Origin of the sequence: Promicromonospora sukumoe (assembly GCF_014137995.1) — a bacterium.
GTDB classification, from domain to species: domain Bacteria; phylum Actinomycetota; class Actinomycetes; order Actinomycetales; family Cellulomonadaceae; genus Promicromonospora; species Promicromonospora sukumoe.
The window spans coordinates 318745-339195 of sequence record NZ_JACGWV010000002.1 but is presented as its reverse complement, the minus strand read 5'-3'; the positions used below and the strand labels follow the sequence as shown (position 1 = coordinate 339195).

The following is a 20451-nucleotide window of genomic DNA, read 5'->3' as shown; positions in this document are numbered from 1 at the left end:
CTGGGGTTCGTTGTGTATGTGTGGGTACGTCTAGGGGTACTTCTTGGGGATACAGCTGGGTTACCGCTGGAGTTACCGCTGGGTACTTCGCTGGGGGGAGGTCAGGCCGCGGTGCTGGTCGCCGGGGTCCGCGTGAACCGCTCGCGCAGCTCGCGCAGGCGGCCGTGACCCGGACGGCGCGAGCCGATCGACGCCGTCAGACGGTCCAGGAAGATCGCCAGGATCACCACGGAGATGCCGGCGTCGAAACCGCGGGCGAGGTTGAGGGTCGAGATGGCGCCGACCACCTCGTTGCCCAGGCCGCCGCCGCCGACGAGGCCGGCGATCACGGCCATCGACAGGGCCAGCATGATCACCTGGTTGACGCCGGCCATCACGGTCGGCAGGGCCAGGGGCAGCTGGATGTCCTTGAGGATCTGCCGCGGGCCCGCGCCGAAGGCCTGCCCGGCCTCGACGACCTCGCCGTCGACCTGGCGGATGCCGAGCTCGGTGAGCCGGACGGCGGGGGGCAGGGCGAAGATCACCGTGGCGACCAGGGCGCCGGCCACGCCGATGCTGAACAGCTTGAGCACCGGCAGCAGCCAGACCATGCCGGGCATGGTCTGCATGAAGTCCATGACGGGCTTGATGATGCGGCTGACCACGGGCGAGCGGGCCGCGAGGATGCCCAGCGGGATGCCGACGACGAGCGCGACGACTGTCGCCACCACCACGAGGGCGAGGGTCTCGACGGCGGGCTCCCACATGTCCATCCCGATGATCAGGACCAGGCCCACCAGGGTCCCGACCCCGAGCTTCCAGTTGCGCAGCAGCCAGCCGAGCAGCGCCAGGATGACCGCGAGGACCAGCGGGTCCACGGCCAAGAGGGGGTCGGCGATCCCGTTGATCGCGCCGGTGATCAGGTCACCGATCACGTCGAAGAGGGCGTCGAAGGTCTGCTTGAACCAGGTGAACCCGGTCTCGAGCCAGGTGCCGATCGGGATGGACGGCACGATCGACAGGGGGGCGGCGCTCTCAGGCACGGGCGGCCTCCTTGGTCTGGTCGTCCTTGTCGGTCCGGTCGTCCGTGACGTCCGTGGGCTCGTCGTCGGTCGGCACGGGAGCGTCCGCGACGTCCGGCTCCGCGTGCGCGGCGAGCGCCGAGAGCAGCGTGATGCGCGGGACGACGCCGACGAGCCGTCCGGCGTCGTCGACCACGGCGATGGCCGGGGTCTCGGCCGCCGGGCCGAACAGGTCGGCGAGCGAGGTCTCCGCGGACACGCGGGCGACGTCGGGCACGGGGCGCAGCAGGCCGGTGAGGTCCTTCTGGTCCAGGTGCCGGCCCACCTCGTCCTCGGAGACGTACCCCTTCAGGGTGCGGTCACGTCCGGTGACGAACATGGCGGGGATCTGGTGCTCGCGCATCAGCTTGTGCGCGGCGCGCGGTCCCTGCTCGGCCCCGAGGACGGCGGCCGGCGGTTCCATGACGGACGCCGCCGTCAGCACGCGGGTACGGTCCACGTCGGCGACAAACTGCGCCACGTAGTAGTTGGCCGGGTCGGTGAGGATCTCCTCGGCGGTGCCGACCTGGACGATCCGCCCGTTGCGCATCATCGCGATCCTGTCGCCGATGCGCATGGCCTCGTTGAGGTCGTGGGTGATGAACAGGATCGTCTTGCCGAGCTTCTGCTGCAGCTCGATGAGCTGGTCCTGCATGTCCCGCCGGATCAGCGGGTCGAGGGCGCTGAACGCCTCGTCCATCAGCAGGATGTCCGTGTCGGCCGCCAGCGCGCGGGCCAGGCCCACGCGCTGCTGCATGCCGCCGGACAGCTCGCTCGGCAGGTGCTCGTCCCAGCCGGTCAGGCCGCACAGCTCCAGGGCTTCGTGTGCACGCGCGCGACGCTCCTCCTTGCCGACGCCCTGGGTCTCCAGGCCGTAGGCGGCGTTGTCGATGACCGAGCGGTGCGGGAACAGCGCGAAGTGCTGGAACACCATGCTGATCCGCTGGCGGCGCAGCCGCCGCAGGTCCTTGCCCGTCGCGGCGGTGATGTTCTCGCCGTAGAGCTCCACGTGCCCGGAGGTCGGTGGGTGGAGCCCGTTGATCATGCGGATCAGCGTCGACTTGCCGGACCCGGACAGGCCCATGACGACGAAGATCTCGCCTTCTTCCACGGTGAACGACGCGTCGATGACCGCGGGTGTGAGACCGGCATCCTTCAGCTCGTCGGTGCCGGCGCCGGCCTCGAGGCGCTTGACGCCCTCGCGGCCCTTTCGTCCGAACACCTTGTACAGGTGGTGTGCCTCGATAGCTGGCACAGAGCCCCCTCGTCTTGGCAGGAAAATTGGTCTCGGCAGGAAAATTCTCGAAAAAACACGCCTCTACGGCGTGAACCGTCCTTCACCCGACCATGACTGGTCACACACATGCAAACTGCGTAAGCGTTCGTTATCGGATCGTTCAGTTTTCGTCACTGGCCCCCGAGCGCCGCCCGACGGCGTCGTTAGGGCAGGATGTCCCCGTGACCAACGACGTGAATCCGCAGGCCGCGGACGACAGCGAGCCCGAGTCCGAGCACGGGTCCGAGCACGGGTCCGAGCCGGCGTTCGAACCCTCGACGTTCGACCCCGAGTCGGTGCCGGTGGAGGACGCGGAGCTCGCCGCCGAGGTCCTTGACTTCTGGGCCGCGACCCGCCAGTACGCCGGCATGGCGAAGGCGAGCGTCGTCGTCGGGCACACCGTGAGCGAGACGGTGCCGCCGCAGGCCTGGTCGTTCGGCGACGAGCCCGAGCTCGCGGAGACGCTCCTGGCGGCGGTCCTCGCGGGGGACAAGACGGCGACGTCGTCCGCGCTGTGGGACTACGACGACGAGGGCGTGCCGCTCCCGCTGGTCGGCGAGCTGTCGATCCTGCTGGACGGCGACCGCCACCCGCGCGCGCTGATCCGCACCACGAGCGTCGTGACCACCACGTTCGACGAGGTCGACGACGACTTCGCGGCCGCGGAGGGCGAGGACGACCGCACGCTCGAGTCGTGGCGTGCCGGGCACGAGGCGTACTTCCGCCGCACCCTGGGCGAGGGCCGCGAGTTCTCGGAGGACATGCCGATCGTGTGCGAGCGGTTCGAGCTGCTGTACCCGAAGCGCTGACCTACCTGGGGTTCTGACCTGGCTGGGTCTTGCGCGGCGCGATGTTGCTCCCCGTGTCAGACGTACAGGTCACCCGAGGGACCTGTACGTCTGACACGGGAGAGTGTCAGTGGCTCGTCCTACGGTGTGGGCACTGGTCCTGACGAGAGGTGAAGGCGATGGCGCTGCGCTGGTACTCGACCGTGGTGGAGTCCACGGACCACAAGACGCTGGCCCGCTGGTGGGCGGAGGCCCTGGGCTGGGCGGTCATCTTCGAGCTCGACTCGGAGTCGGTCGTGGTGCCGCCATGGGCGCTGGAGCTCTCGGACAAGCTCGACTTCCACCAGGTCCCGCCGGGCATGGTGTTCGTCCCGGTCGAGCACCCCAAGACGGGCAAGAACCGCCTGCACTGGGACTTCGCCCCGCACACGAGCGACGACCGGGACGCCGAGATCGCGCGGCTGGTCGAGCTCGGGGCGACGGTGATCGACGTCGGGCAGCCCGCCGACGCGACCTGGACCGTGCTGGCCGACCCGGACGGCAACGAGTTCTGCGTGCTGTCGGCCCGGGACCAGTAGCGGGGGACGTGCCGGGGGCGGCCGATGAGTTCGGGTCCGCGGGGTCGTCCACCGAGGTATGGACACTCAAGGTGTGAAGGCCAAGAATCTCGCGGGTCTGTACGACCTCCCGACGCTGGACTGGGCGCCGGTCGCCGCCGACCTGGTCGGGCTCACCCAGGCGCCGGGCACCGGCGGGCCGGACCGGCACTCGCACTGGCTCACCACGGTCAACGCGGACGGCAGCCCCCACGTCACCGGCATCGGCGCCATCTGGTTCGACGACGCGTTCTGGGTGGTGTCCGGCCGCTCCGCGCTCAAGGCCCGCAACCTCGAGCGCGAGCCGCGGTGCACCATCGCGGTCGCGACCAGCAACTACGACACCGTGGTGGACGGCACGGCGGAGCTGGTCACCGACCCCGAGGCCGTCGCGACGGTCTCGCGGCGGCTCAACGAGGGCGGCTGGCCGTGCGCGCCGGACGAGTCCGGCACGGCGCTGACCGCTCCCTACAGCGCGCCGTCGGCGGGACCCGCACCCTGGCACGTCTACCGGATGACGCCCACCCGGGCGACCGCCCTGTACGTGCGGGAGGAGGGCGGGGCGACGTCCTGGACGTTCGACTGAACGACGCTGCAACAAGTCGTCCATTGGGTGAGACCCGCGTCTCAGCACGACGGCCGCGCGCGTAGGCTCCGGACATGGCACAGGTGGGTACGACAGACGGCATCAACCTCGCGGTGGTCGCAGGTGACGGCATCGGTACCGAGGTCGTGGAGCAGGGTCTCTCCGTCCTCGAGGCGGCACTGGCGCCGTCGGGTACCAAGCTCTCCACCACCGAGTTCGACCTCGGTGCGCGGCGCTGGCACGCGACGGGCGAGACCCTCACCGACGAGGACCTCGGACGGATCAAGAGCCAGGACGCGATCCTGCTCGGCGCGATCGGCGACCCCTCGGTCCCGAGCGGCGTCCTGGAGCGCGGGTTGCTGCTCAAGCTCCGCTTCGCGCTGGACCACTACGTGAACCTGCGCCCGACCAAGCTCTACGAGGGCGTCTCCAGCCCGCTCGCGAACCCGGGCGAGATCGACTTCGTCGTGGTCCGCGAGGGCACCGAGGGCCCGTACGTCGGCAACGGCGGCGCGCTGCGCGTCGGCACGCCCGCCGAGATCGCCACCGAGGTCAGCGTGAACACCGCGTTCGGCGTCGAGCGCGTGGTCCGGGACGCGTTCGCGCGTGCCGCGGCCCGCCCGCGCAAGCACCTCACGCTCGTGCACAAGCACAACGTGCTGGTGCACGCCGGCCACCTGTGGCGCCGCACGGTCGAGGCGGTGAACGCCGAGTTCCCCGACGTCACGACCGACTACGCGCACGTCGACGCCGCGACCATCTACCTGACGACCAACCCGAGCCGGTTCGACGTGATCGTCACCGACAACCTCTTCGGCGACATCCTCACCGACCAGGCCGCCGCGATCTCGGGCGGCATCGGGCTGGCGGCGTCGGCCAACATCAACCCGGACCGCACCGCGCCGTCGATGTTCGAGCCGGTGCACGGCTCGGCCCCCGACATCGCGGGCCAGGGCAAGGCCGACCCCACCGCGACGATCCTCTCCGTCGCGCTGCTGCTGGACCACCTGGGCTTCACGGCCGAGTCCGCGCGCGTCCAGGACGCCGTAGCCGCCGACCTCGCGTCGCGCGGTGACGTCGTACGTACGACCGACCAGGTAGGCCGCGAGACCGACCAGGTAGGCCGCGACATCGCGGCCCGCGTGACCGGGTAGAGCACGCTGCACGACGGCGGCGCCCGGGTCTCGCAGACCGATCCCGGGCGCCGCTCTCGTATGTCGGGGGCCGTCCGGGCAAGTGCCCGGCTCGGAACGCTCCGCCGCCTTGCCGGGCGTGGAAGACTGACCACAGCATTCCGGTGAAAGGCATCGACATGACAACCACGACGGACCCCATCCTCCCGACCAGGCTCGAAGACCTGGTGGCCCTCTTCGACGTGCGGCCCACGGACGCGCCCACGCCGGACGACGAGCGCGTCGAGGCGCTCCGTGCCCCCAAGTTCGGGACCAAGTTCTCCGACCACATGGCGCGGATCTCCTGGACCAGCGCCGACGGGTGGAAGGACCGGCGGATCGAGAAGTACGGTCCGCTGCTGCTGGACCCGGCCACGGCCGTGCTGCACTACGCGCAGGAGATCTTCGAGGGGCTCAAGGCCTACAAGCACGCCGACGGCTCGGTCTGGACGTTCCGCCCCGACCAGAACGCCGCGCGCTTCGCCCGGTCCGCGCACCGCCTCGCCCTGCCCGCCCTGAGCGTCGACGACTTCATCGGGTCGCTCGCCGCCCTGGTCCGCACGGACATCGACTGGGTGCCCGACGGCGACGACTCGTCCCTCTACCTGCGGCCCTTCATGTACGCGTCCGAGGCGTTCCTCGGCGTGCGCCCGTCGCTCGAGGTCGAGTACCTGGTCATCGCCTCGCCGGTGGGCCCGTACTTCGCGGGCGGCGTGCGCCCCGTGTCGATCTACGTGTCGCAGGAGTACCACCGCGCCGGGCCGCCCGGAGGCACCGGCGACGCGAAGTTCGGCGGCAACTACGCCGCGAGCCTGCTGCCGCAGCTCGAGGCGCAGAAGGAGGGCTTCGACCAGGTCTGCTTCCTGGACGCCGCCACCAACACCTACCTCGAAGAGCTCGGCGGCATGAACGTCTTCCTCGTGATGGACGACGGCACGCTGCACACCCCCGAGCTCGGCTCCATCCTGGAGGGCATCACGCGCAGCTCGGTGCTCCAGCTCGCGGCCGACCGCGGGTACGACGTCGTGGAGCGGCGCATCCCGCTCGCCGAGGTCGTGGCCGGGCTCGAGTCGGGCGCCGTCAAGGAGTTCTTCGCCTGCGGCACCGCCGCCGTCGTGACCCCGGTGGGGCGCCTCGCGGGCTCGACGTTCGACCACGAGGTCAACGGCGGCGAGCCGGGCGAGCTGACCATGGCGATCCGCCAGGAGCTCACCGACATCCAGTACGGCCGCGCCGAGGACCGGCACGGCTGGATGCGCCGTCTGGCCTGAGCCCGGCCGGAGCACTGCCGCACCATAGCCGGTGCACCGCGGACGCGGTCGGTCAGCCCCAGAGGCGACCGACCGCGTCGCGGGCCACGAGGAAGCCCACGATCCCGACGACCCACGACGTGGTGGTCGCCGCGTTGCGAGTCAGCCAGCCGTCCAGCCGGCCGAGGGGGCGCTCCACGAGCCGCGACGCGAACACGCGCGCGGCCGTGAGCACGAGGGCCGGCGCGATCATGACCAGGCAGTACCCGAGGATCCACAGCCCCGACGTCGGCCACGCCGGACCCTGCGTCCCGATCAGGCCGAGCGCCGCGAGGTACGGCAGCATCGTCGCGACCTCGACCAGCCCGGCCCCGACCGCCAGCCCGGCGAGCGCCGTCCGGCTCCCGGACTCGCTCCCGAGCACCCGCTCGCGCCAGCGGCTCAGCCTGCCCGGACGCGCCATCGGCTCGGCCGCAGGGCTGTCCGCGCCGGTCGCTGTACCTGTTGCCGTTCCGCTCGCTACCGCGCCGCCCGCTCCCGCCGCGTTCGCTACTGCCCGGGCCGCCGCCGCGTCGGCCGCCTTGCGTTCCTTGGACGGTTCCAGCTTGAAACTCCACGCGAACAGCCCGATACCCACCAGGAGCTGCGCGATCAGGAACGGGCGTGCGGAGGAGAGGGAGGAGAGCGTGTCGCTCAGCGCTCCCGCCCCGAGGAGGATCGCCAGCCCGACCAGGGCGTAGAAGCCGGCGATCGACCCGAGGTAGACGACCATCCGGGCCACGCGCACTCGTCCGGGCGACATGAGCAGCCACACGGGGATGAGCAGGGTGCCGAAGCTCGTCGAGTCGATGAGGGCGAGCACGGCCAGCGCGCCGACCAGCGCGGCACCCGTGAGCTCCCCGGAGATGAGGTCCATGCCGCCCAGCATGGGGCGGGTTCCGCCGGGGCACATCGGCCGAACCGCCGAGATGCCGATACATCCTTCGGATGACCCGCGCGGCGCCGGCCCGTGCTGAGATGGAGCCATGCCCCGCCTGCTCGACGTCATCGCACCCGTCGCCAAGGTCGTCATGGCCGAGGACCGGCGCGGTGACGTCATCACGGCGGCGAGCCTCTTCGTCCTCGCCCTCGCCCTCGACGCGCTCGGCCTGATCCGCACCTCGTGGAGCGGCCTGCCCGACGCGCCGTCCTGGTGGTTCGTCATCCCGGCCGTCGTCGGCTGCACGGCGCTGGTCTGGCGCCGGGTCCACCCGCTCGGCGCCCTCGGGGTCGCCACCGTCGCCTTCGTCGTCGACATCGTGCTCGGCGGCAGCGTCGGCCTCGTCGTCATCGTGTGGGAGGCGCTGTACGCCGTCCACCTGCACGGCACCCGCACGGCCCGCCGGGTCGCCATCGTCGGCGTCACGATCGCCGTCGTCGGCCTCATGACCGCCATCGCGATCCTCATCGGGGGACTCCGGCCGACGGTCCTCATCGGGCTGCAGGCGGTCACCCTCCTGGTCATGCCGATGTGGTGGGGCACGAACGTGCGGCAAGGCCGTGAGCTCACGGCTGCTGCCCACGAACGCGAACGGCTCGAGCGCGAGCGCGGCAACGCACTGCTCCGGCTCGCCGAGTCCGCTCGGCACGACGCCGTCCGTGCCGAGCGCACCACCGTGGCCCGCGACCTGCACGACGTCGTCGCCTCGCACCTCTCCGCCATCGCCATCACTTCCGGCGCGGCGCTCGCGGGTGACGACGACCCCGAGCGGGACCGCGCCGCGCTGCGCAGCATCCGCGCGGAGAGCCTGGCCTCGCTGCAGGACATGCAGTCGATGATCCGGGTGCTGCGCGCGGACGCGCCGTCGGACGGGCAGGGGAGACCTGGGCGGGATGGCGCTGGGGCGGGTGCTGGGCCGGGTTTCGCTGGGTCGGACGCCGTGGGGTCGGACGCCGTCGGGCCGGGCGTCGCCAGAGCGGACGCCGCTGGAGCGGAAGATGCCGGGCCGGACCTCTCCGGGCTGGGCGCGGTCGCCGCACCCCGCGGCGCGCAGCTCGGGCCCGTGATCGAGCAGGCCCGGATCGCCGGGCTGGACCTGAGCATCACCGATCCCGTGGGCGTGCTGACCGGGTCCGCCGACCTGCCGGTGTCGGTGGACCAGGCCGTGTACCGGGTGGTCCGGGAAGCGCTGACCAACGTGCACCGGCACGGCGGCGGCAGCGTCGACCTGAGCTTCGCCGGAGGACAGGACCTCGCGATCGAGGTCCACGACCACGGGACCCACCAGGGCGGCGAGGTCCGCCGCGGCGCCGACGCCGCGGGCACCGGGCTGGGCCTCGTCTCGATGCGGGAGCGTGTCGAGGCGCTCGGCGGCTCCCTCACCGCCGGGCCGGAGCGGGGCGGCTGGCGGGTCCGTGCCGTGCTGCCGCTCCAGGGCTGGGTGCGGACCGCCACGCAACAGTCCGCCGTGGAACGAGGCGACGCGCGACAGTCCGACGCGCGACAGCCCGACGTCGGGCAAGCAGCCGGGAGACAGCCCGACGTCGGGCAAGCCGCCGGGGTTGCGGCTGACCAGCCGGCCCCGGAGGTCCGCGCGTGATCCGCGTCCTGCTCGCCGACGACCACGCGGCGATCCGCGCCGGCCTGCGCATGCTGCTCGCGACGGCCGGCGACATCGAGGTGGTCGGCGAGGCGGGCGACGGTGCGGTCGCCGTCACCAACGCGCGGGCGCTGCGCCCCGACGTCGTGCTGATGGACGTGCGGATGCCCGGCACCGACGGTGTGACCGCGACGCGGCAGATCGTCGACGAGGGGCTGTCGGAGGTCCTGGTGCTCACGACCTTCGACCTCGACGAGTACGTGTTCGGCGCGCTGCGCGCGGGGGCGGCGGGTTTCCTGCTGAAGACCGCGGAGGCGTCCGCGCTGGTGGACGCCGTCCGGCATGTCGCGGCAGGCGACGGAGTGGTGGCGCCCGAGGTGACCCGGCGGCTCATCGCGGAGCTGTCCGCGCCCCGGCCGGGTGGCAACGGCGTCGGCCGCCGGAACGGGAACGGGGCGGTGCCGCTCCCCGCCGACCTGACGCCCCGCGAGCGCGACGTGCTCGCGGGCCTGGGCTCGGGTCTGTCGAACTCGGATCTCGCCGCCGCGCTGACCATCAGCGAGGCCACGGCCAAGACCCACGTGTCGCGCGTGCTCGCCAAGCTCGGCGTGTCGTCCCGGGTCCAGGCCGCCATCGCGGCCCGCGACGCGGGCCTGGCCTGACCAGACCTGGCCTGACCGAACCCCGCCACGCTCGCCCCACCCACCCCACCCGATCCCGCCTCGTTGAGTGCTGGATATTCGCCCTTTCGAGCTGCTCAGAAGGACAAATATCCAGCACTCAACGAGTCGGGCGGGAGGGAAGGGGTCAGACTGTCGTGCGCTGGACCACCGTGCGGCTCAGGGTGCCGGTGAGCAGGGAGAACACGGCCGAGCCGATGATGATCCAGACCACGGCGGCAAGGATCGCCGGAACCAGGTCGGCCTGCCCCGCGAAGGGCACGGCGGCCAGGATCACGGTGGCGAGAGTGACCACCCAGCCGAAGAACGACCGGGGGCGCGGCGTGCTCAGCACCAGCAGGTAGAGCACCACCGCGGCCAGGAGCGCGAACAGGGCGCCCGCGACGACCCACGCCATGGTGTCGGAGCCGGTTCCGAGCAGGTCCGCCTGCGGCTGGATGTCGAGACCCAGGACCTGCTCGAGAATGACGCTCGCGGTGAGCCCGATCAGTGCGGCCACGAGCGTCGTCGCCAGCGCGCCGGCCCAGTAGCGGCCGACCTCCAGCGCGAGACGCGGGTTCTCGGTGCCGGTGGTGACGGGCTGTGCCCGCGCGTCGGCGGGCGGCTGGCCCACGGGCTGGTTCGGCACACCGGGGGTCTGGCCCGGCGGCGGATAGGCAGGTGGCGGCTGCTCACCGTAGTCGCCGTCGTAGGGGCGGTTCGGGTCGCTCATCGCGTTACCTCCCGTTTTGTGTAGCCCTAGGTCCACTAGACCACGAATTCGCCCGCGTCGCACGGCACATGTCAGACCCTCAGGTCCCCCGAGGGACCTGAGGGTCTGACACGTGCGGAAGCGTGCGGGGGGCGCACAGGGCGCTGGGGTCAGCGGGCGTCCTGGAGGTCCAGCACCAGGTTCTTCACGGCCGACGCCGGCACCTGGCCGGAGTCGTCGTCCACCCAGTGCGCCACCCCGGCGGGGATCTCCGCGGCCGAGCACAGCACGAGCGGCGTGTCCTCGGATGAGTCCGGCAGGCGGCCGTGGGTGCCCCGCACGTACGAGGCGTCGAGCGGCGTGGTGCCCATGGCGTACCGCAGGCCCAGCTTCTTGCGCACGAGGTTCAGGCCGGCCTTGGCCTTGGCGAGCGGGTCGGCCGGGTTGAAGAACAGCTCGGCGGGGTCGTAGCCCGGCTTGCGGTGGATGTCGACGCCGCGCGCGTACTCGGGCGCCTTGTCGTCGTCGAGCCAGAAGTAGTACGTGAACCACGCTCCCGGCTCGGCCACGACCACCAGCTCGCCCGCGCGCTCGTGGTCCAGGCCGTACTTGGCCTGCGCCTCGCGGTCCAGCACCTCGTCGACGCCGGGCACCTCGCGCAGCAGGCTCGTCACCCGGGCCAGGTCCGCGGGGTCGTCCACGTAGACGTGCGCCACCTGGTGGTCGGCGACGGCGAAGGCACGCGACGTCCACGGGTCGAGCTGCTCGCGCCCGTCCTGCACGTAGACCTCCAGGAGGCCCTCGCGGCGCAGGACCCGGTTGAGGTCCACCGGCCGGTTGGCCGGCCCGATGCCGTACTCCGAGACGGCGACGACGGTGATCCCCGCCGCCTCGGCGTCGTCCAGCAGGGGCGCGAGCGCGACGTCGAGCTCGGCCGCCGCGCGGTCCGCCTGGGGCGACTGCGGCCCGAACCGCTGCAGGTCGTAGTCGAGGTGCGGCAGGTACGCCGTCGTCAGGTTCGACGTCCTGGTCCGCAGCAGGTGACGGGTCACGTCGACGATCCACCTCGTCGACGCGATCGAGGCCGTCGGACCCCAGTACTGGAAGAGGGGGAAGTCGCCGAACCGGCCCACCAGGTCGTCGTGCAGCGCCGCGGGCCGCACGTACCCGTCGGGCGACTTGCGGCCGTCCGCGTGATAGATCGGGCGCGGCGTGATGGTGACGTCGGTGGACATGCCCATCGCGTACCACCAGCACACGTTGTCGGCCTGGTATCCCGGGTCGTGCCGGCGGGCGGCCTCCCACACGTTCTCGCCGCTGACCAGCTTGTTGTGCTGCCGCCACAGGTACACGTCGCCCAGCTCGCGGAAGTACCAGCCGTTGCCCACGATCCCGTGCTCCGCCGGCGTCAGCCCCGTGAGCATCGTCGACTGCACGCTGCACGTCACCGCGGGCAGCACGGTCGCCAGCTCGGAGTGCCAGCCGGAGTCCGCGAGCCGGCGCAGCCGCGGCATGTGCGCCAGGGCGCGGGCGGTCAGCCCGACGACGTCGAGCAGCAGGACGGGCTTCATGCGGTGACTCCCTCGGCAGCGGTTGCAGCGGTTGTGGCAGCGCTTGTGGCGGTGGCAGCATCGGCGGCGGCGGTAGCGGCGGCAGGCGCAGCGCTCAGCAGGTGCTCGGAGGCCCAGCGCAGCTCGGCGGCGATCCCCGCGACGAGCTCGCCAGTTCCGTTGGGCAGCGCGCCGGGCGGCAGCACCGACCACGTGTACGTCTCGACGTCGAGGTGCGCGTCGGTGCCGTGCGGCGCCGCGCGCACCGCCGCGACGGCGTCGCGCAGCACGTCGGTGGTCGCGGCCAGCGGGGCCGCGGGCTCATGGTGCAGCGGCACGTGGAAGTGCACGCGCCAGGGGCCCTCGCCCGGCAGGCCGGGCCGCCGGGCCTCGTCCCCGAGCGCCACGGGCAGGTCGTCGGAGGCCAGCACGTCGCCCGACGCCGTGAGCTCGCGCACCTGGTGCAGGTACCGCTGCTCCACGAACCGCCCGACGGCGTCCCGCGCACCCGGCGCGGACGGGTCCGCGACCTCCAGCGCCGCGGACGCCTGCACCTTGACCACCCGCAGGCCCGCGTCCGTGATCCTGCGGACGGCGCCCGCGGGGTCTGCGAACGAGACTGCGAGGTGGCAGGTGTCCAGGCAGACGCCCACGTGCTCCGGGTCGATCCGCCGGTCCTCGGGGTACTCGGGGCCGGTCCGGGGGGCGAGCCACGCGACGACGTCCTCGACCGTGTCGAGCACGCAGCCGGGCTCCGGCTCGACGGCGACCCGCACGGTCCGGCCGGTGCGCCGCCGCAGCTCGCGCAGCTCGGCGGACAGCGTGGCGAAGGCCCGCGTGGCCTCGTCGTCGTCGGCGCGGGTCCAGGGCGCGCGCCACGCCAGCGGCAGGGTGGAGATCGACCCGTCGGTGCCCTCGGGCAGCAGGTCGGCCAGCACCCGCGCGCACGCGAGCACGTACTCCAGCCGGGCCCGCTCCGCCCACGTGGGGGAGTAGACCGCCAGCTTGACGACCTCGCGGTGGAAGCCGCCGTACGGGAAGGCGTTCAGCGTGTGCACCTGGAGCCGGTGCTCGGCGAGCGCCGCGCGCAGGCGCTCGCGGTCCGCCGCGGACGCGTCCAGGCGGTGCGCCAGCTCGGCGGGCAGCCACAGCCCGACGCCGAGGGTGTCGAGGCCGGCCGCCTCGCGCACCGGCCCGGCGTACCGGGCGAGCTGGTCGATCACGCCGTCGAGGTCCTCGGCGGGGTGCACGTTGGTGCAGTAGGAGAGCAGCATCTGAGTCATCCCTTGTCCGGTCCCGTCCCAGGTCCCATCAGGCCCGCGCGCCGCGCAGCACGGACGAACCCTCGAACTCCACGCCCGGCGCCGGCGGCTCGTCCGCGCTGAACCCGGGGACCGGGTCGAGCACGAGGTTGCCGGACTGCCCGTAGAACGCGACGGGGTTGCGCCACAGCACCTGGTCGACGTCGTCGTCCGTGAAGCCGGCGGCCAGCATCGCCTCGGCGGTCCGTACTGTCTTGAGCGGGTCGGAGCGGCCCCAGTCCGCGGCGGAGTTCACGATCATCCGTTCGGTCCCGTACTCCTGCAGCAGCGCGACCATGCGGTGCTCGTCCATCTTGGTGTCGGGGTAGATCGAGAACCCGGCCCAGGCGCCGGCGTCGCGCACCAGGGCCACGTTGGTCTCGTTGAGGTGGTCCACGAGCACCCGCTCCGGCGCCAGCCCGGACTCGCGGACGACGTCGAGCGTGCGGTGCGTGCCCGCGAGCTTGTCGCGGTGCGGGGTGTGCACCAGGACGGGCAGCTCCGCCTCGTCGGCCATCTGGAGCTGGGCGGCGAACACCTCGTCCTCCTCGGGCGTCATCGAGTCGTACCCCACCTCGCCCACGGCCACGACGCCGTCCTTGAGCAGGTAGCGCGGCACCTCGGCGAGCACCTCGCGGCAGCGCGGGTCGTTCGCCTCCTTGGGGTTCAGGGCGATCGTCGCGTGGTGCCGGACGCCGAACTGGGCCGCCCGGAACCGCTCCCAGCCCACCAGGGAGTCGAAGTAGTCGGTGAACGAGCCCACGCTGGTGCGCGGCTGCCCCAGCCAGAACGCCGGCTCGACGACGACGCGCACGCCCGCGGCGTAGAGCGCCTCGTAGTCGTCGGTGGTGCGGCTCGTCATGTGGATGTGCGGGTCGAGGATGCGCAACGTCACTCCTTCGTGCTGTTGGTGCTGGTGCCGGTGTTCATCGGCGCGGGTTCGTTAGCGCGGTTTCAGGGGCGCGGGTGCGTGAGCCGGTCGAGGTCGTCGGGCACGGACCGGCCGGCCGCCCGGCGCTCCGCCGCGAAGTCGCGGGCCATGCGCGACAGCTCGTCGTCGGCCCGCCGGTCCAGGCCGCTCGCCGCCTCCAGGCTCACGCCCTGGAAGACGAGCTTCAGGATCGCGTGCCGCCAGGTGTGCTGGTCGAGGTACCGCGCCCCGAACGGGCCGACGGCGGCCGCGACCAGGCTGGGGTCGTTGGCTCGTAGCGCGTCGGCGGCCAGGTCGAGGCCCGCGGTCACGGGGACGGCGGGGTCGCTGGCCGGGCCGAGGTCGCCCCGTTCCGTCAGCGCGTCGAGCCCGCGCAGCACGCCGCGCCGCTCGGCGCCGTCGCCCTGCCGGTACAGGAGCACCAGGCGGTCCGCGTAGTCGCGGTCCGTGTCGACGCCGACGGCGGTGGCCCCGCCCATGCCCACGCCCACGGCGTCCGCCAGCCCGACGACGAGCGCGGCCCGGGCGGCGTCGTCCACCGTCCCGTGCACGACGCCGCCCGGGTCGCTGTCCGGGCGCAGCGGCGCGCGCCCCACCTTCCGGGCCGCGAACGCGAACGCGCGGGTCACGCTGTCGGGATCGCGCGCGACCCCGGCGAGCGCCTCGTTGAGCCAGGTGGCGCCGGGCGTGCCCGCGGGTATGCATGTGGTGACGGTCATGACAGAACCCCTTCGCTGCTGGTCGAGCCGGTGTGGGTCAAGTCGGTGCCGGTGACGTCCGCCCACGCACGCAGCAGGGCCGCCCGGCTGTCGCGGGCGAGCCGGGGCGCGTCGTGGGAGTGGCGGGGCAGCTCGACGGCGGCGACCCCCGAGTAGCCGATGTCGGCGAGCGTCGCCAGCACGAGCGGCAGGTCGAGGTCCCCCTCGCCGAACGGGCGGTGCTCGTGGTGGGTGCTCGGCATGTCGTCGAGCTGCACGTTGCTCAGGTGGGGCGCCGCGGCACGCAGCGCCCCCTCGACGCCGCCGGGCTCCACCACGAGGCAGTGCCCGACGTCGACGGTGATCCCCAGCTCCGGCGGCGTGCCCAGGTCGCCCAGGAGCCGCAGCGCGTCGTCGACCGTCTCGACGTGCATGCCCGGCTCGGGTTCCAGCGCCAGCCGCACCCCGCGCTCGCCGGCGAACTCGACCAGGGCGCCGACGCGGCCGCGCAGGCGGGCCCAGCCGTCGGCGGCGCTCGCGTCGTCGGGCAGGATGCCGGAGAAGAACGAGACGCACCGCGCGTCGAGGTCGGCCGCGATCTCGACGGCGCGCTCCAGGTACCGCATGCGCAGCGTCGCGTCCCGGTCCACGAGCGTGGGCCGGTGCTTGTGCAGCGGGTCGAGCAGGTACCGCGTGCCGGTCTCGACGACGGCGGCGCCGCCCCTGCCCCCGCGCATCCGCCCGAGGTGGGCGCGCAGGGCCGTGACGTCGTCGCCGGCCAGCGGCGCGAACGGGTCCAGGTGCGGGAAGCCGAGCGTGAACGCGACGGCGTCGTACCCGACGTCGTCGAGCACGTCGAGGGCCGCGTGCAGGGGATGGTCCCCGAAGCCGTTGGTGCCGTAGCCGAGCAGGAAGGGGGGTCTCACGTGATGCTCACCCCGGCCCGGCCGCGTGCGCGGCCCAGCAGGCGCAGGCCCTGGCCGACGGCGGCGACGCCCGCCAGGACCACCACCGTGCCCAGGCTCCCGGAACGGGCCGCCCACGCGGCCTGCAGCGGGACCATCGCCTGGATGCCGGACCGGGTGGCGGTCCGGGCGTTGGCGGCCGTGGGCCGGGCCGCCGCGCGGACCTGGCCCGGGAGCACGGCCGCCGCGTAGGCGGCCGCGGCGGCGACCGTGGTCCAGCGAGCGGCAACGGAGACGGTCCGGGCGACGCTGAGAGTGCTGGCGGGAGTGCTGGCGGGAGCGCCGGCGAGAGCAGCGACCCGAGTGGCGGTCGGGACCGTGGCGGCCACCGCGACGGCGCCCGCGACCGTCCCGGCGGCGACGACCCCCGCGACCTCCGGCGTCGTGCCGTGCACCTCGCCGCGCGAGAGCACGGTGACGCCCAGCGTGTGCGCGGTCAGGCCCGCGGCGGCCGGCAGCGCCGACCGCATCCGCCCGGGCGTGGCGCCGAGCAGCACGTCCAGCCCGCGGCACGCCGCCATGACGAACGGCCCGGAGGCACGGTCCTTGGCGACCAGGTCGTAGGTCCAGACGCAGGCGGCGAGCGGCAGCGCGACGGCGACCGCGCGGCGACCGCCCGCGAGGCCCGCGGCGGCCACACCGCCCGCGGTGAGCGTCGCGCCGACGGCGAGAGCCGTCCGCGGCGTCACCCGACCGGAGGGGATGGGGCGCTCGGGCCGCTCGACGGCGTCGACGTGCCGGTCCCCGTAGTCGTTCAGCGCCATGCCGCCCAGGTAGAGGCACGCGGACGCGACGGGCAGCAGCAGGTGGCGGGCCCGGAACGGGACCGCCGTGCCCGCGCGCGCGGCGGCCAGCCCGGCCAGGGTGTCGCCCACGACGCTGAGCGCGGCGGGGGCCCGGATGAGCTCGGCGAGGTCCGCGAGGCCGGGCGGCTGTGCCCGCTGCCGGACGTTCGCCGGCCGGGGCGTCATCGGCCGACCTGCGCCGAGGCGCCGAGCACCCACTCCTCGACCGCGCGGGCCTGCTCGGCGGCGTCGTGCACGTCCGAGCCCCACGGGTCCTTGAAGAAGAAGCCCAGCTCCGGCACGGGCCCGCTGATCCCGGCGGCGTGCGCCAGCGCGAGCAGCCGGGCCAGGTCGAGCACGAGCGGCGCGGCGAGCATCGAGTCGTGCGCGCTCCACGTGGTCTGCAGCGTCAGCCGCGACCCGAGGAAGCCCTCGACGTGCACGTGGTCCCAGGCCACCTTCGTGTCGCCCAGGTCGGGCACGTTGTCGATGTGCAGGGGAGTGGTGTCGCTGCCGGTCAGCGCCGTCAGCCCGCGGTTCTTGCTGGCGAGCTTGCTGCGCACGGCGTCCGGGTCGGCGAGGGTGGCGCCGTCGCCGCCGCCGAGCAGGTTGGTACCGGCCCACGACAGCACCTTCAGCCCGCGTGCCGCGAACGCGGGCGCGAGCACGGTGCGCAGCCACGTCTGCCCGGTCTTGCCGTCCTGTCCCGCGACCGGGATGCCGCGGTCGCGGGCGAGCCGGGTCAGCGCGGGCAGGTTCATGCCCGCCGACGGCGTGAACGCGGCGTACGCGGCTCCGGCAAGGATCGCCGCGTACGCCGAGACCGAGGACGCCGGCAGCACCGCGCGCGCCGGGTCGGCGAGCGCGCCGAGCAGCGCGTCGACGTCGTCGTGCTCGGGTACCGGGTCGACGGGCGGCTCGGTCGAGGACAGGTCGACGACGACGACCCGCGCGAGCTCGTGCCGTTCCTGGAACGACGCGATGTCGGCGGCGAGCCGTTCGGCGACCGCCTGCTGGGACTCGGGCTCCTGTCCGTCCTGGAGGTGAGCCGTGCGCGGGTCGTAGCCGGGGCGCACCTCGGCGTCCGCCCGTTCGAGGGCGTCGTGCGTGGCGGCGAGCAGGCGCGGCCCGATCATGCCGGTCTCGACCAGGCACTCCGCGCGCTTGGTCATGGTGACGGCGGAGATGTCGTGCCCGCCGACGACGAGGTCGGCGAACGCCGGGAGGCCCGCCGAGGCGAACGGCTCACGCGCGGTCACGCAGCCTGTCGGTGGTGACTGGCCCTCCGCGATGGCCGCGAGGCCCAGCGTGGCCGTGCTGGCCACGGAGCCGCGAGCTCCGACGAACCAGATACCGGTCCGTTCAGAGGGTTGGTGGCGTGCAGAGGCGTGGTGCATCATCGCTCCCCAGTCCGACGACGTCGTCGCGAGCACGCTAGTCCCACTTATGGCGATTGGCAAACAAAAGTTCTGAGATCGTCGGTTGAAGAGAGATTTCCGACATGGTCTGACAAGGGAACGTCCGACAGGAGACGGTACCCCGACCGGTTGCGGACCGGTTGCGGACCGGCTGCGGACCGGCTGCCGGACGGGCCGCGCACGGGATCTGGACGCCACTACCGCGGGCCATCATGCTGTGGCACTATGACCCGCATGACTGAGTGCCTCACCCCGAGCTCCACCCTGCGACAGGTGATCATCATTTCGTAGCGCGTCCGGCGACACCCCACCGGACGCGCAGACCTTCCACACCCGGAGGGTCTTTTTTTGTTGGCCTGAGATTTGTTGGCCCGATCGACCGGCTCCGGGCCGGGCCCTCGGACACATCGCCAGACACATCGTTGGGAGCATCGATGACCACCGCCTCGTTCCAGGTGTACGACACGACGTTGCGTGACGGCGCGCAGCAGGAGGGTATGAACCTCTCCGTCTCCGACAAGCTCGCCATCGCAGCACTGCTCGACGAGCTCGGCGTCGGGTACATCGAGGGCGGCTGGCCGGGTGCCGTTCCCAAGGACACCGACTTCTTCGCCCGCGCCGCCACGGAGCTCACGCTGAAGAACGCGGTGCTCGCGGCGTTCGGCGCCACCCGGCGGGCCGGCGTCCGCGCGGGCGACGACCCGCAGGTGCGGGCCCTGCTCGACGCCGCGACCCCCGTGGTGACGCTCGTGGCCAAGTCCGACGTCCGGCACGTGGAGCGCGCGCTGAAGACGACCCGGACCGAGAACCTCGCGATGATCGCCGACACCGTCTCGTTCCTGGTCGCCGAGGGGCGCCGCGTGGTGCTGGACGCCGAGCACTTCTTCGACGGCTACCGCTACGACGCCGAGTACGCGACCAGCGCCGTCCGCACCGCGTTCGACGCCGGGGCCGAGGTGGTCACGCTCTGCGACACCAACGGCGGCATGCTGCCGACCTGGGTCGGCGAGATCGTCGGCGAGCTGCGCGCCCGGACCGACGTCGGGCCGGAGCAGCTCCTCGGCGTGCACGCGCACAACGACACCGGCTGCGCCGTCGCGAACTCGCTCGCCGCCGTCGAGGCGGGCGCCACGCACGTGCAGGGCACGGTCAACGGCTACGGCGAGCGCACCGGCAACGCCGACCTGGTCACGGTCGTGGCGAACCTGGAGCTGAAGGCCGGCATGACCCTCCTGGCCGACGGCGGCCTGCGGGAGGCCGCCCGGATCTCGCACGCCATCAGCGAGCTCACCAACATCTCGCCGTTCGCGCGCCAGCCGTACGTGGGGGCGAGCGCCTTCGCGCACAAGGGTGGCCTGCACGCCAGCGCCATCCGCGTGGACCCGGACATGTACCAGCACACCGACCCCACGCTGGTGGGCAACGACATGCGGATGCTCGTGTCCGACATGGCGGGCCGCGCCTCGATCGAGCTCAAGGGCCGGGAGCTGGGCTTCGACCTGGCGGGCCAGGGCGAGCTGCTCTCCCGGGTCACCAACCGCGTGAAGGAGGACGAGGCCGCCGGCTACACCTTCGAGGCCGCCGACGCGTCCTTCGAGCTGCTGCTGCGGTCCGAGCTGGGCCAGCGGCCCGACTTCTTCACCGTCGAGTCGTGGCGAGCCATCGTGGAGACCGTCCCGGCGGGGTCCGCGCCGCCGTCGGTCCACGCGCCCGACGCCGCGGCCGTGGCGGAGGCGACCGTCAAGATCCGAGCGGGCGGCGAGCGGCACGTGACGACCGGGGAGGGCAACGGCCCGGTCAACGCCCTGGACCAGGCGCTGCGCAGCGCGCTGTCCCGGGTCTACCCGGAGCTCGCCCGGTTCGAGCTCATCGACTTCAAGGTACGCATCCTCGACACCGAGCTCGGTACGGACGCGATCACGCGGGTGCTCACCGAGACCAGCGACGGCGAGCGGTCGTGGTCGACGGTCGGCGTCGGCCCCAACGTGGTCGAGGCCGCGTGGGAGGCCGTGACGGAGGCCTACGTGTACGGGCTGCTCAAGTCGGGCGTGGAGCCGCGCCCCTGAGCGAGGTCAGCCGGAACCGCTCAGCCTGAAAACGCTGAGCCGGAAAACGCTGAGTGCGGGGTTCTTGCGGGTCCAAGGC

At 72.9% G+C, this 20451-nt stretch carries 19 protein-coding genes; 8 read left to right on the top strand and 11 right to left on the bottom strand.

Going from position 1 to position 20451, the window contains the following annotated elements; genetic code table 11:
* Positions 1-101: 101 nt before the first annotated feature.
* Both FHX71_RS18775 and FHX71_RS18770 read right to left on the bottom strand, forming a co-directional pair.
* Positions 102-1022 (bottom strand): ABC transporter permease, encoded by a 921-nt coding sequence (locus tag FHX71_RS18775; RefSeq protein ID WP_182619020.1) that lies wholly within the window; start codon positions 1020-1022, stop codon positions 102-104.
* Entirely contained in the window at positions 1015-2295 is a 1281-nt protein-coding gene (locus FHX71_RS18770) for a quaternary amine ABC transporter ATP-binding protein (RefSeq protein ID WP_182619019.1), read from the bottom strand. Before FHX71_RS18770 ends, FHX71_RS18775 begins: the two co-directional genes overlap by 8 nt.
* A 203-nt stretch (positions 2296-2498) precedes the next feature.
* On the opposite strand from FHX71_RS18770, the gene FHX71_RS18765 reads away from it, so the two are divergent.
* The 5 genes from FHX71_RS18765 (at position 2499) to FHX71_RS18745 (ending at position 6729) form a co-directional block, all read left to right on the top strand.
* Positions 2499-3125: an ASCH domain-containing protein gene (locus FHX71_RS18765; protein ID WP_312877120.1), complete on the top strand. Its 627-nt coding sequence runs from the start codon at positions 2499-2501 to the stop codon at positions 3123-3125.
* A 158-nt stretch (positions 3126-3283) separates the two neighbouring features.
* Complete coding sequence (locus FHX71_RS18760; protein WP_182619018.1) at positions 3284-3682, top strand: VOC family protein; 399 nt, start codon at positions 3284-3286, stop codon at positions 3680-3682.
* A gap of 73 nt (positions 3683-3755) precedes the next feature.
* Positions 3756-4286: a pyridoxamine 5'-phosphate oxidase family protein gene (locus FHX71_RS18755; RefSeq protein WP_182619017.1), complete on the top strand. Its 531-nt coding sequence runs from the start codon at positions 3756-3758 to the stop codon at positions 4284-4286.
* 74 nt (positions 4287-4360) lie between these two features.
* Positions 4361-5440 (top strand): 3-isopropylmalate dehydrogenase, encoded by a 1080-nt coding sequence (locus FHX71_RS18750; RefSeq protein ID WP_182619016.1) that lies wholly within the window; start codon positions 4361-4363, stop codon positions 5438-5440.
* 158 nt (positions 5441-5598) lie between these two features.
* Positions 5599-6729, top strand: a complete 1131-nt coding sequence (locus FHX71_RS18745; protein WP_182619015.1) for a branched-chain amino acid aminotransferase — start codon at positions 5599-5601, stop codon at positions 6727-6729.
* Positions 6730-6781: 52 nt separating this feature from the next.
* Here the strand turns inward: FHX71_RS18745 and FHX71_RS18740 are convergent, their stop codons facing one another.
* The gene (locus FHX71_RS18740) at positions 6782-7624 is read right to left on the bottom strand and encodes a GAP family protein (protein ID WP_182619014.1); all 843 of its coding nucleotides are present in this window, start codon (positions 7622-7624) and stop codon (positions 6782-6784) included.
* Positions 7625-7733: 109 nt separating this feature from the next.
* On the opposite strand from FHX71_RS18740, the gene FHX71_RS18735 reads away from it, so the two are divergent.
* Both FHX71_RS18735 and FHX71_RS18730 read left to right on the top strand, forming a co-directional pair.
* Complete coding sequence (locus FHX71_RS18735; RefSeq protein WP_182619013.1) at positions 7734-9287, top strand: sensor histidine kinase; 1554 nt, start codon at positions 7734-7736, stop codon at positions 9285-9287.
* Positions 9284-9949, top strand: a complete 666-nt coding sequence (locus tag FHX71_RS18730) for a response regulator (RefSeq protein ID WP_182619012.1) — start codon at positions 9284-9286, stop codon at positions 9947-9949. Before FHX71_RS18735 ends, FHX71_RS18730 begins: the two co-directional genes overlap by 4 nt.
* A gap of 145 nt (positions 9950-10094) precedes the next feature.
* Here FHX71_RS18730 and FHX71_RS18725 read toward each other — a convergent pair whose 3' ends face one another.
* The 8 genes from FHX71_RS18725 to FHX71_RS18690 form a co-directional block, all read right to left on the bottom strand.
* Positions 10095-10679 (bottom strand): DUF6069 family protein, encoded by a 585-nt coding sequence (locus tag FHX71_RS18725; RefSeq protein WP_182619011.1) that lies wholly within the window; start codon positions 10677-10679, stop codon positions 10095-10097.
* 149 nt (positions 10680-10828) lie between these two features.
* Positions 10829-12229: an alkaline phosphatase family protein gene (locus tag FHX71_RS18720; protein WP_182619010.1), complete on the bottom strand. Its 1401-nt coding sequence runs from the start codon at positions 12227-12229 to the stop codon at positions 10829-10831.
* Positions 12226-13491 carry a metabolite traffic protein EboE gene (gene eboE / locus FHX71_RS18715; RefSeq protein WP_246403333.1) on the bottom strand — a complete coding sequence of 422 codons (1266 nt, stop codon included), beginning with the start codon at positions 13489-13491 and terminating at the stop codon, positions 12226-12228. Before eboE ends, FHX71_RS18720 begins: the two co-directional genes overlap by 4 nt.
* A gap of 28 nt (positions 13492-13519) precedes the next feature.
* Positions 13520-14398 (bottom strand): TatD family hydrolase, encoded by an 879-nt coding sequence (locus FHX71_RS18710; RefSeq protein ID WP_182619009.1) that lies wholly within the window; start codon positions 14396-14398, stop codon positions 13520-13522.
* A 65-nt stretch (positions 14399-14463) separates the two neighbouring features.
* Positions 14464-15159 carry an EboA domain-containing protein gene (locus FHX71_RS18705; RefSeq protein WP_182619008.1) on the bottom strand — a complete coding sequence of 232 codons (696 nt, stop codon included), beginning with the start codon at positions 15157-15159 and terminating at the stop codon, positions 14464-14466.
* Positions 15156-16064, bottom strand: a complete 909-nt coding sequence (locus tag FHX71_RS18700; RefSeq protein ID WP_312877118.1) for a sugar phosphate isomerase/epimerase family protein — start codon at positions 16062-16064, stop codon at positions 15156-15158. The genes FHX71_RS18705 and FHX71_RS18700 overlap by 4 nt, the downstream gene beginning before the upstream one ends.
* Complete coding sequence (locus FHX71_RS18695; RefSeq protein ID WP_182619007.1) at positions 16061-17074, bottom strand: SCO3242 family prenyltransferase; 1014 nt, start codon at positions 17072-17074, stop codon at positions 16061-16063. Before FHX71_RS18695 ends, FHX71_RS18700 begins: the two co-directional genes overlap by 4 nt.
* Positions 17071-18285, bottom strand: a complete 1215-nt coding sequence (locus tag FHX71_RS18690) for an inositol-3-phosphate synthase (protein ID WP_182619956.1) — start codon at positions 18283-18285, stop codon at positions 17071-17073. The genes FHX71_RS18695 and FHX71_RS18690 overlap by 4 nt, the downstream gene beginning before the upstream one ends.
* Before the next feature lie 455 nt (positions 18286-18740).
* On the opposite strand from FHX71_RS18690, the gene cimA reads away from it, so the two are divergent.
* Positions 18741-20372: a citramalate synthase gene (cimA, locus tag FHX71_RS18685; RefSeq protein WP_182619006.1), complete on the top strand. Its 1632-nt coding sequence runs from the start codon at positions 18741-18743 to the stop codon at positions 20370-20372.
* Positions 20373-20451: the final 79 nt, after the last annotated feature.

Excerpts from the sequence above, each read along its gene's own strand:
- FHX71_RS18760 (WP_182619018.1), top strand. The coding sequence starts at position 3,284 with ATGGCGCTGCGCTGGTACTCGACCGTGGTGGAGTCCACGGACCACAAG.
- FHX71_RS18750 (WP_182619016.1), top strand. The coding sequence starts at position 4,361 with ATGGCACAGGTGGGTACGACAGACGGCATCAACCTCGCGGTGGTCGCA.
- FHX71_RS18745 (WP_182619015.1), top strand. The coding sequence starts at position 5,599 with ATGACAACCACGACGGACCCCATCCTCCCGACCAGGCTCGAAGACCTG.
- FHX71_RS18740 (WP_182619014.1), bottom strand. The coding sequence starts at position 7,624 with ATGGACCTCATCTCCGGGGAGCTCACGGGTGCCGCGCTGGTCGGCGCG.
- FHX71_RS18735 (WP_182619013.1), top strand. The coding sequence starts at position 7,734 with ATGCCCCGCCTGCTCGACGTCATCGCACCCGTCGCCAAGGTCGTCATG.
- FHX71_RS18725 (WP_182619011.1), bottom strand. The coding sequence starts at position 10,679 with ATGAGCGACCCGAACCGCCCCTACGACGGCGACTACGGTGAGCAGCCG.
- FHX71_RS18720 (WP_182619010.1), bottom strand. The coding sequence starts at position 12,229 with ATGAAGCCCGTCCTGCTGCTCGACGTCGTCGGGCTGACCGCCCGCGCC.
- eboE (WP_246403333.1), bottom strand. The coding sequence starts at position 13,491 with ATGACTCAGATGCTGCTCTCCTACTGCACCAACGTGCACCCCGCCGAG.
- FHX71_RS18705 (WP_182619008.1), bottom strand. The coding sequence starts at position 15,159 with ATGACCGTCACCACATGCATACCCGCGGGCACGCCCGGCGCCACCTGG.
- FHX71_RS18695 (WP_182619007.1), bottom strand. The coding sequence starts at position 17,074 with ATGACGCCCCGGCCGGCGAACGTCCGGCAGCGGGCACAGCCGCCCGGC.
- FHX71_RS18690 (WP_182619956.1), bottom strand. The coding sequence starts at position 18,285 with ATGCACCACGCCTCTGCACGCCACCAACCCTCTGAACGGACCGGTATC.
- cimA (WP_182619006.1), top strand. The coding sequence starts at position 18,741 with ATGACCACCGCCTCGTTCCAGGTGTACGACACGACGTTGCGTGACGGC.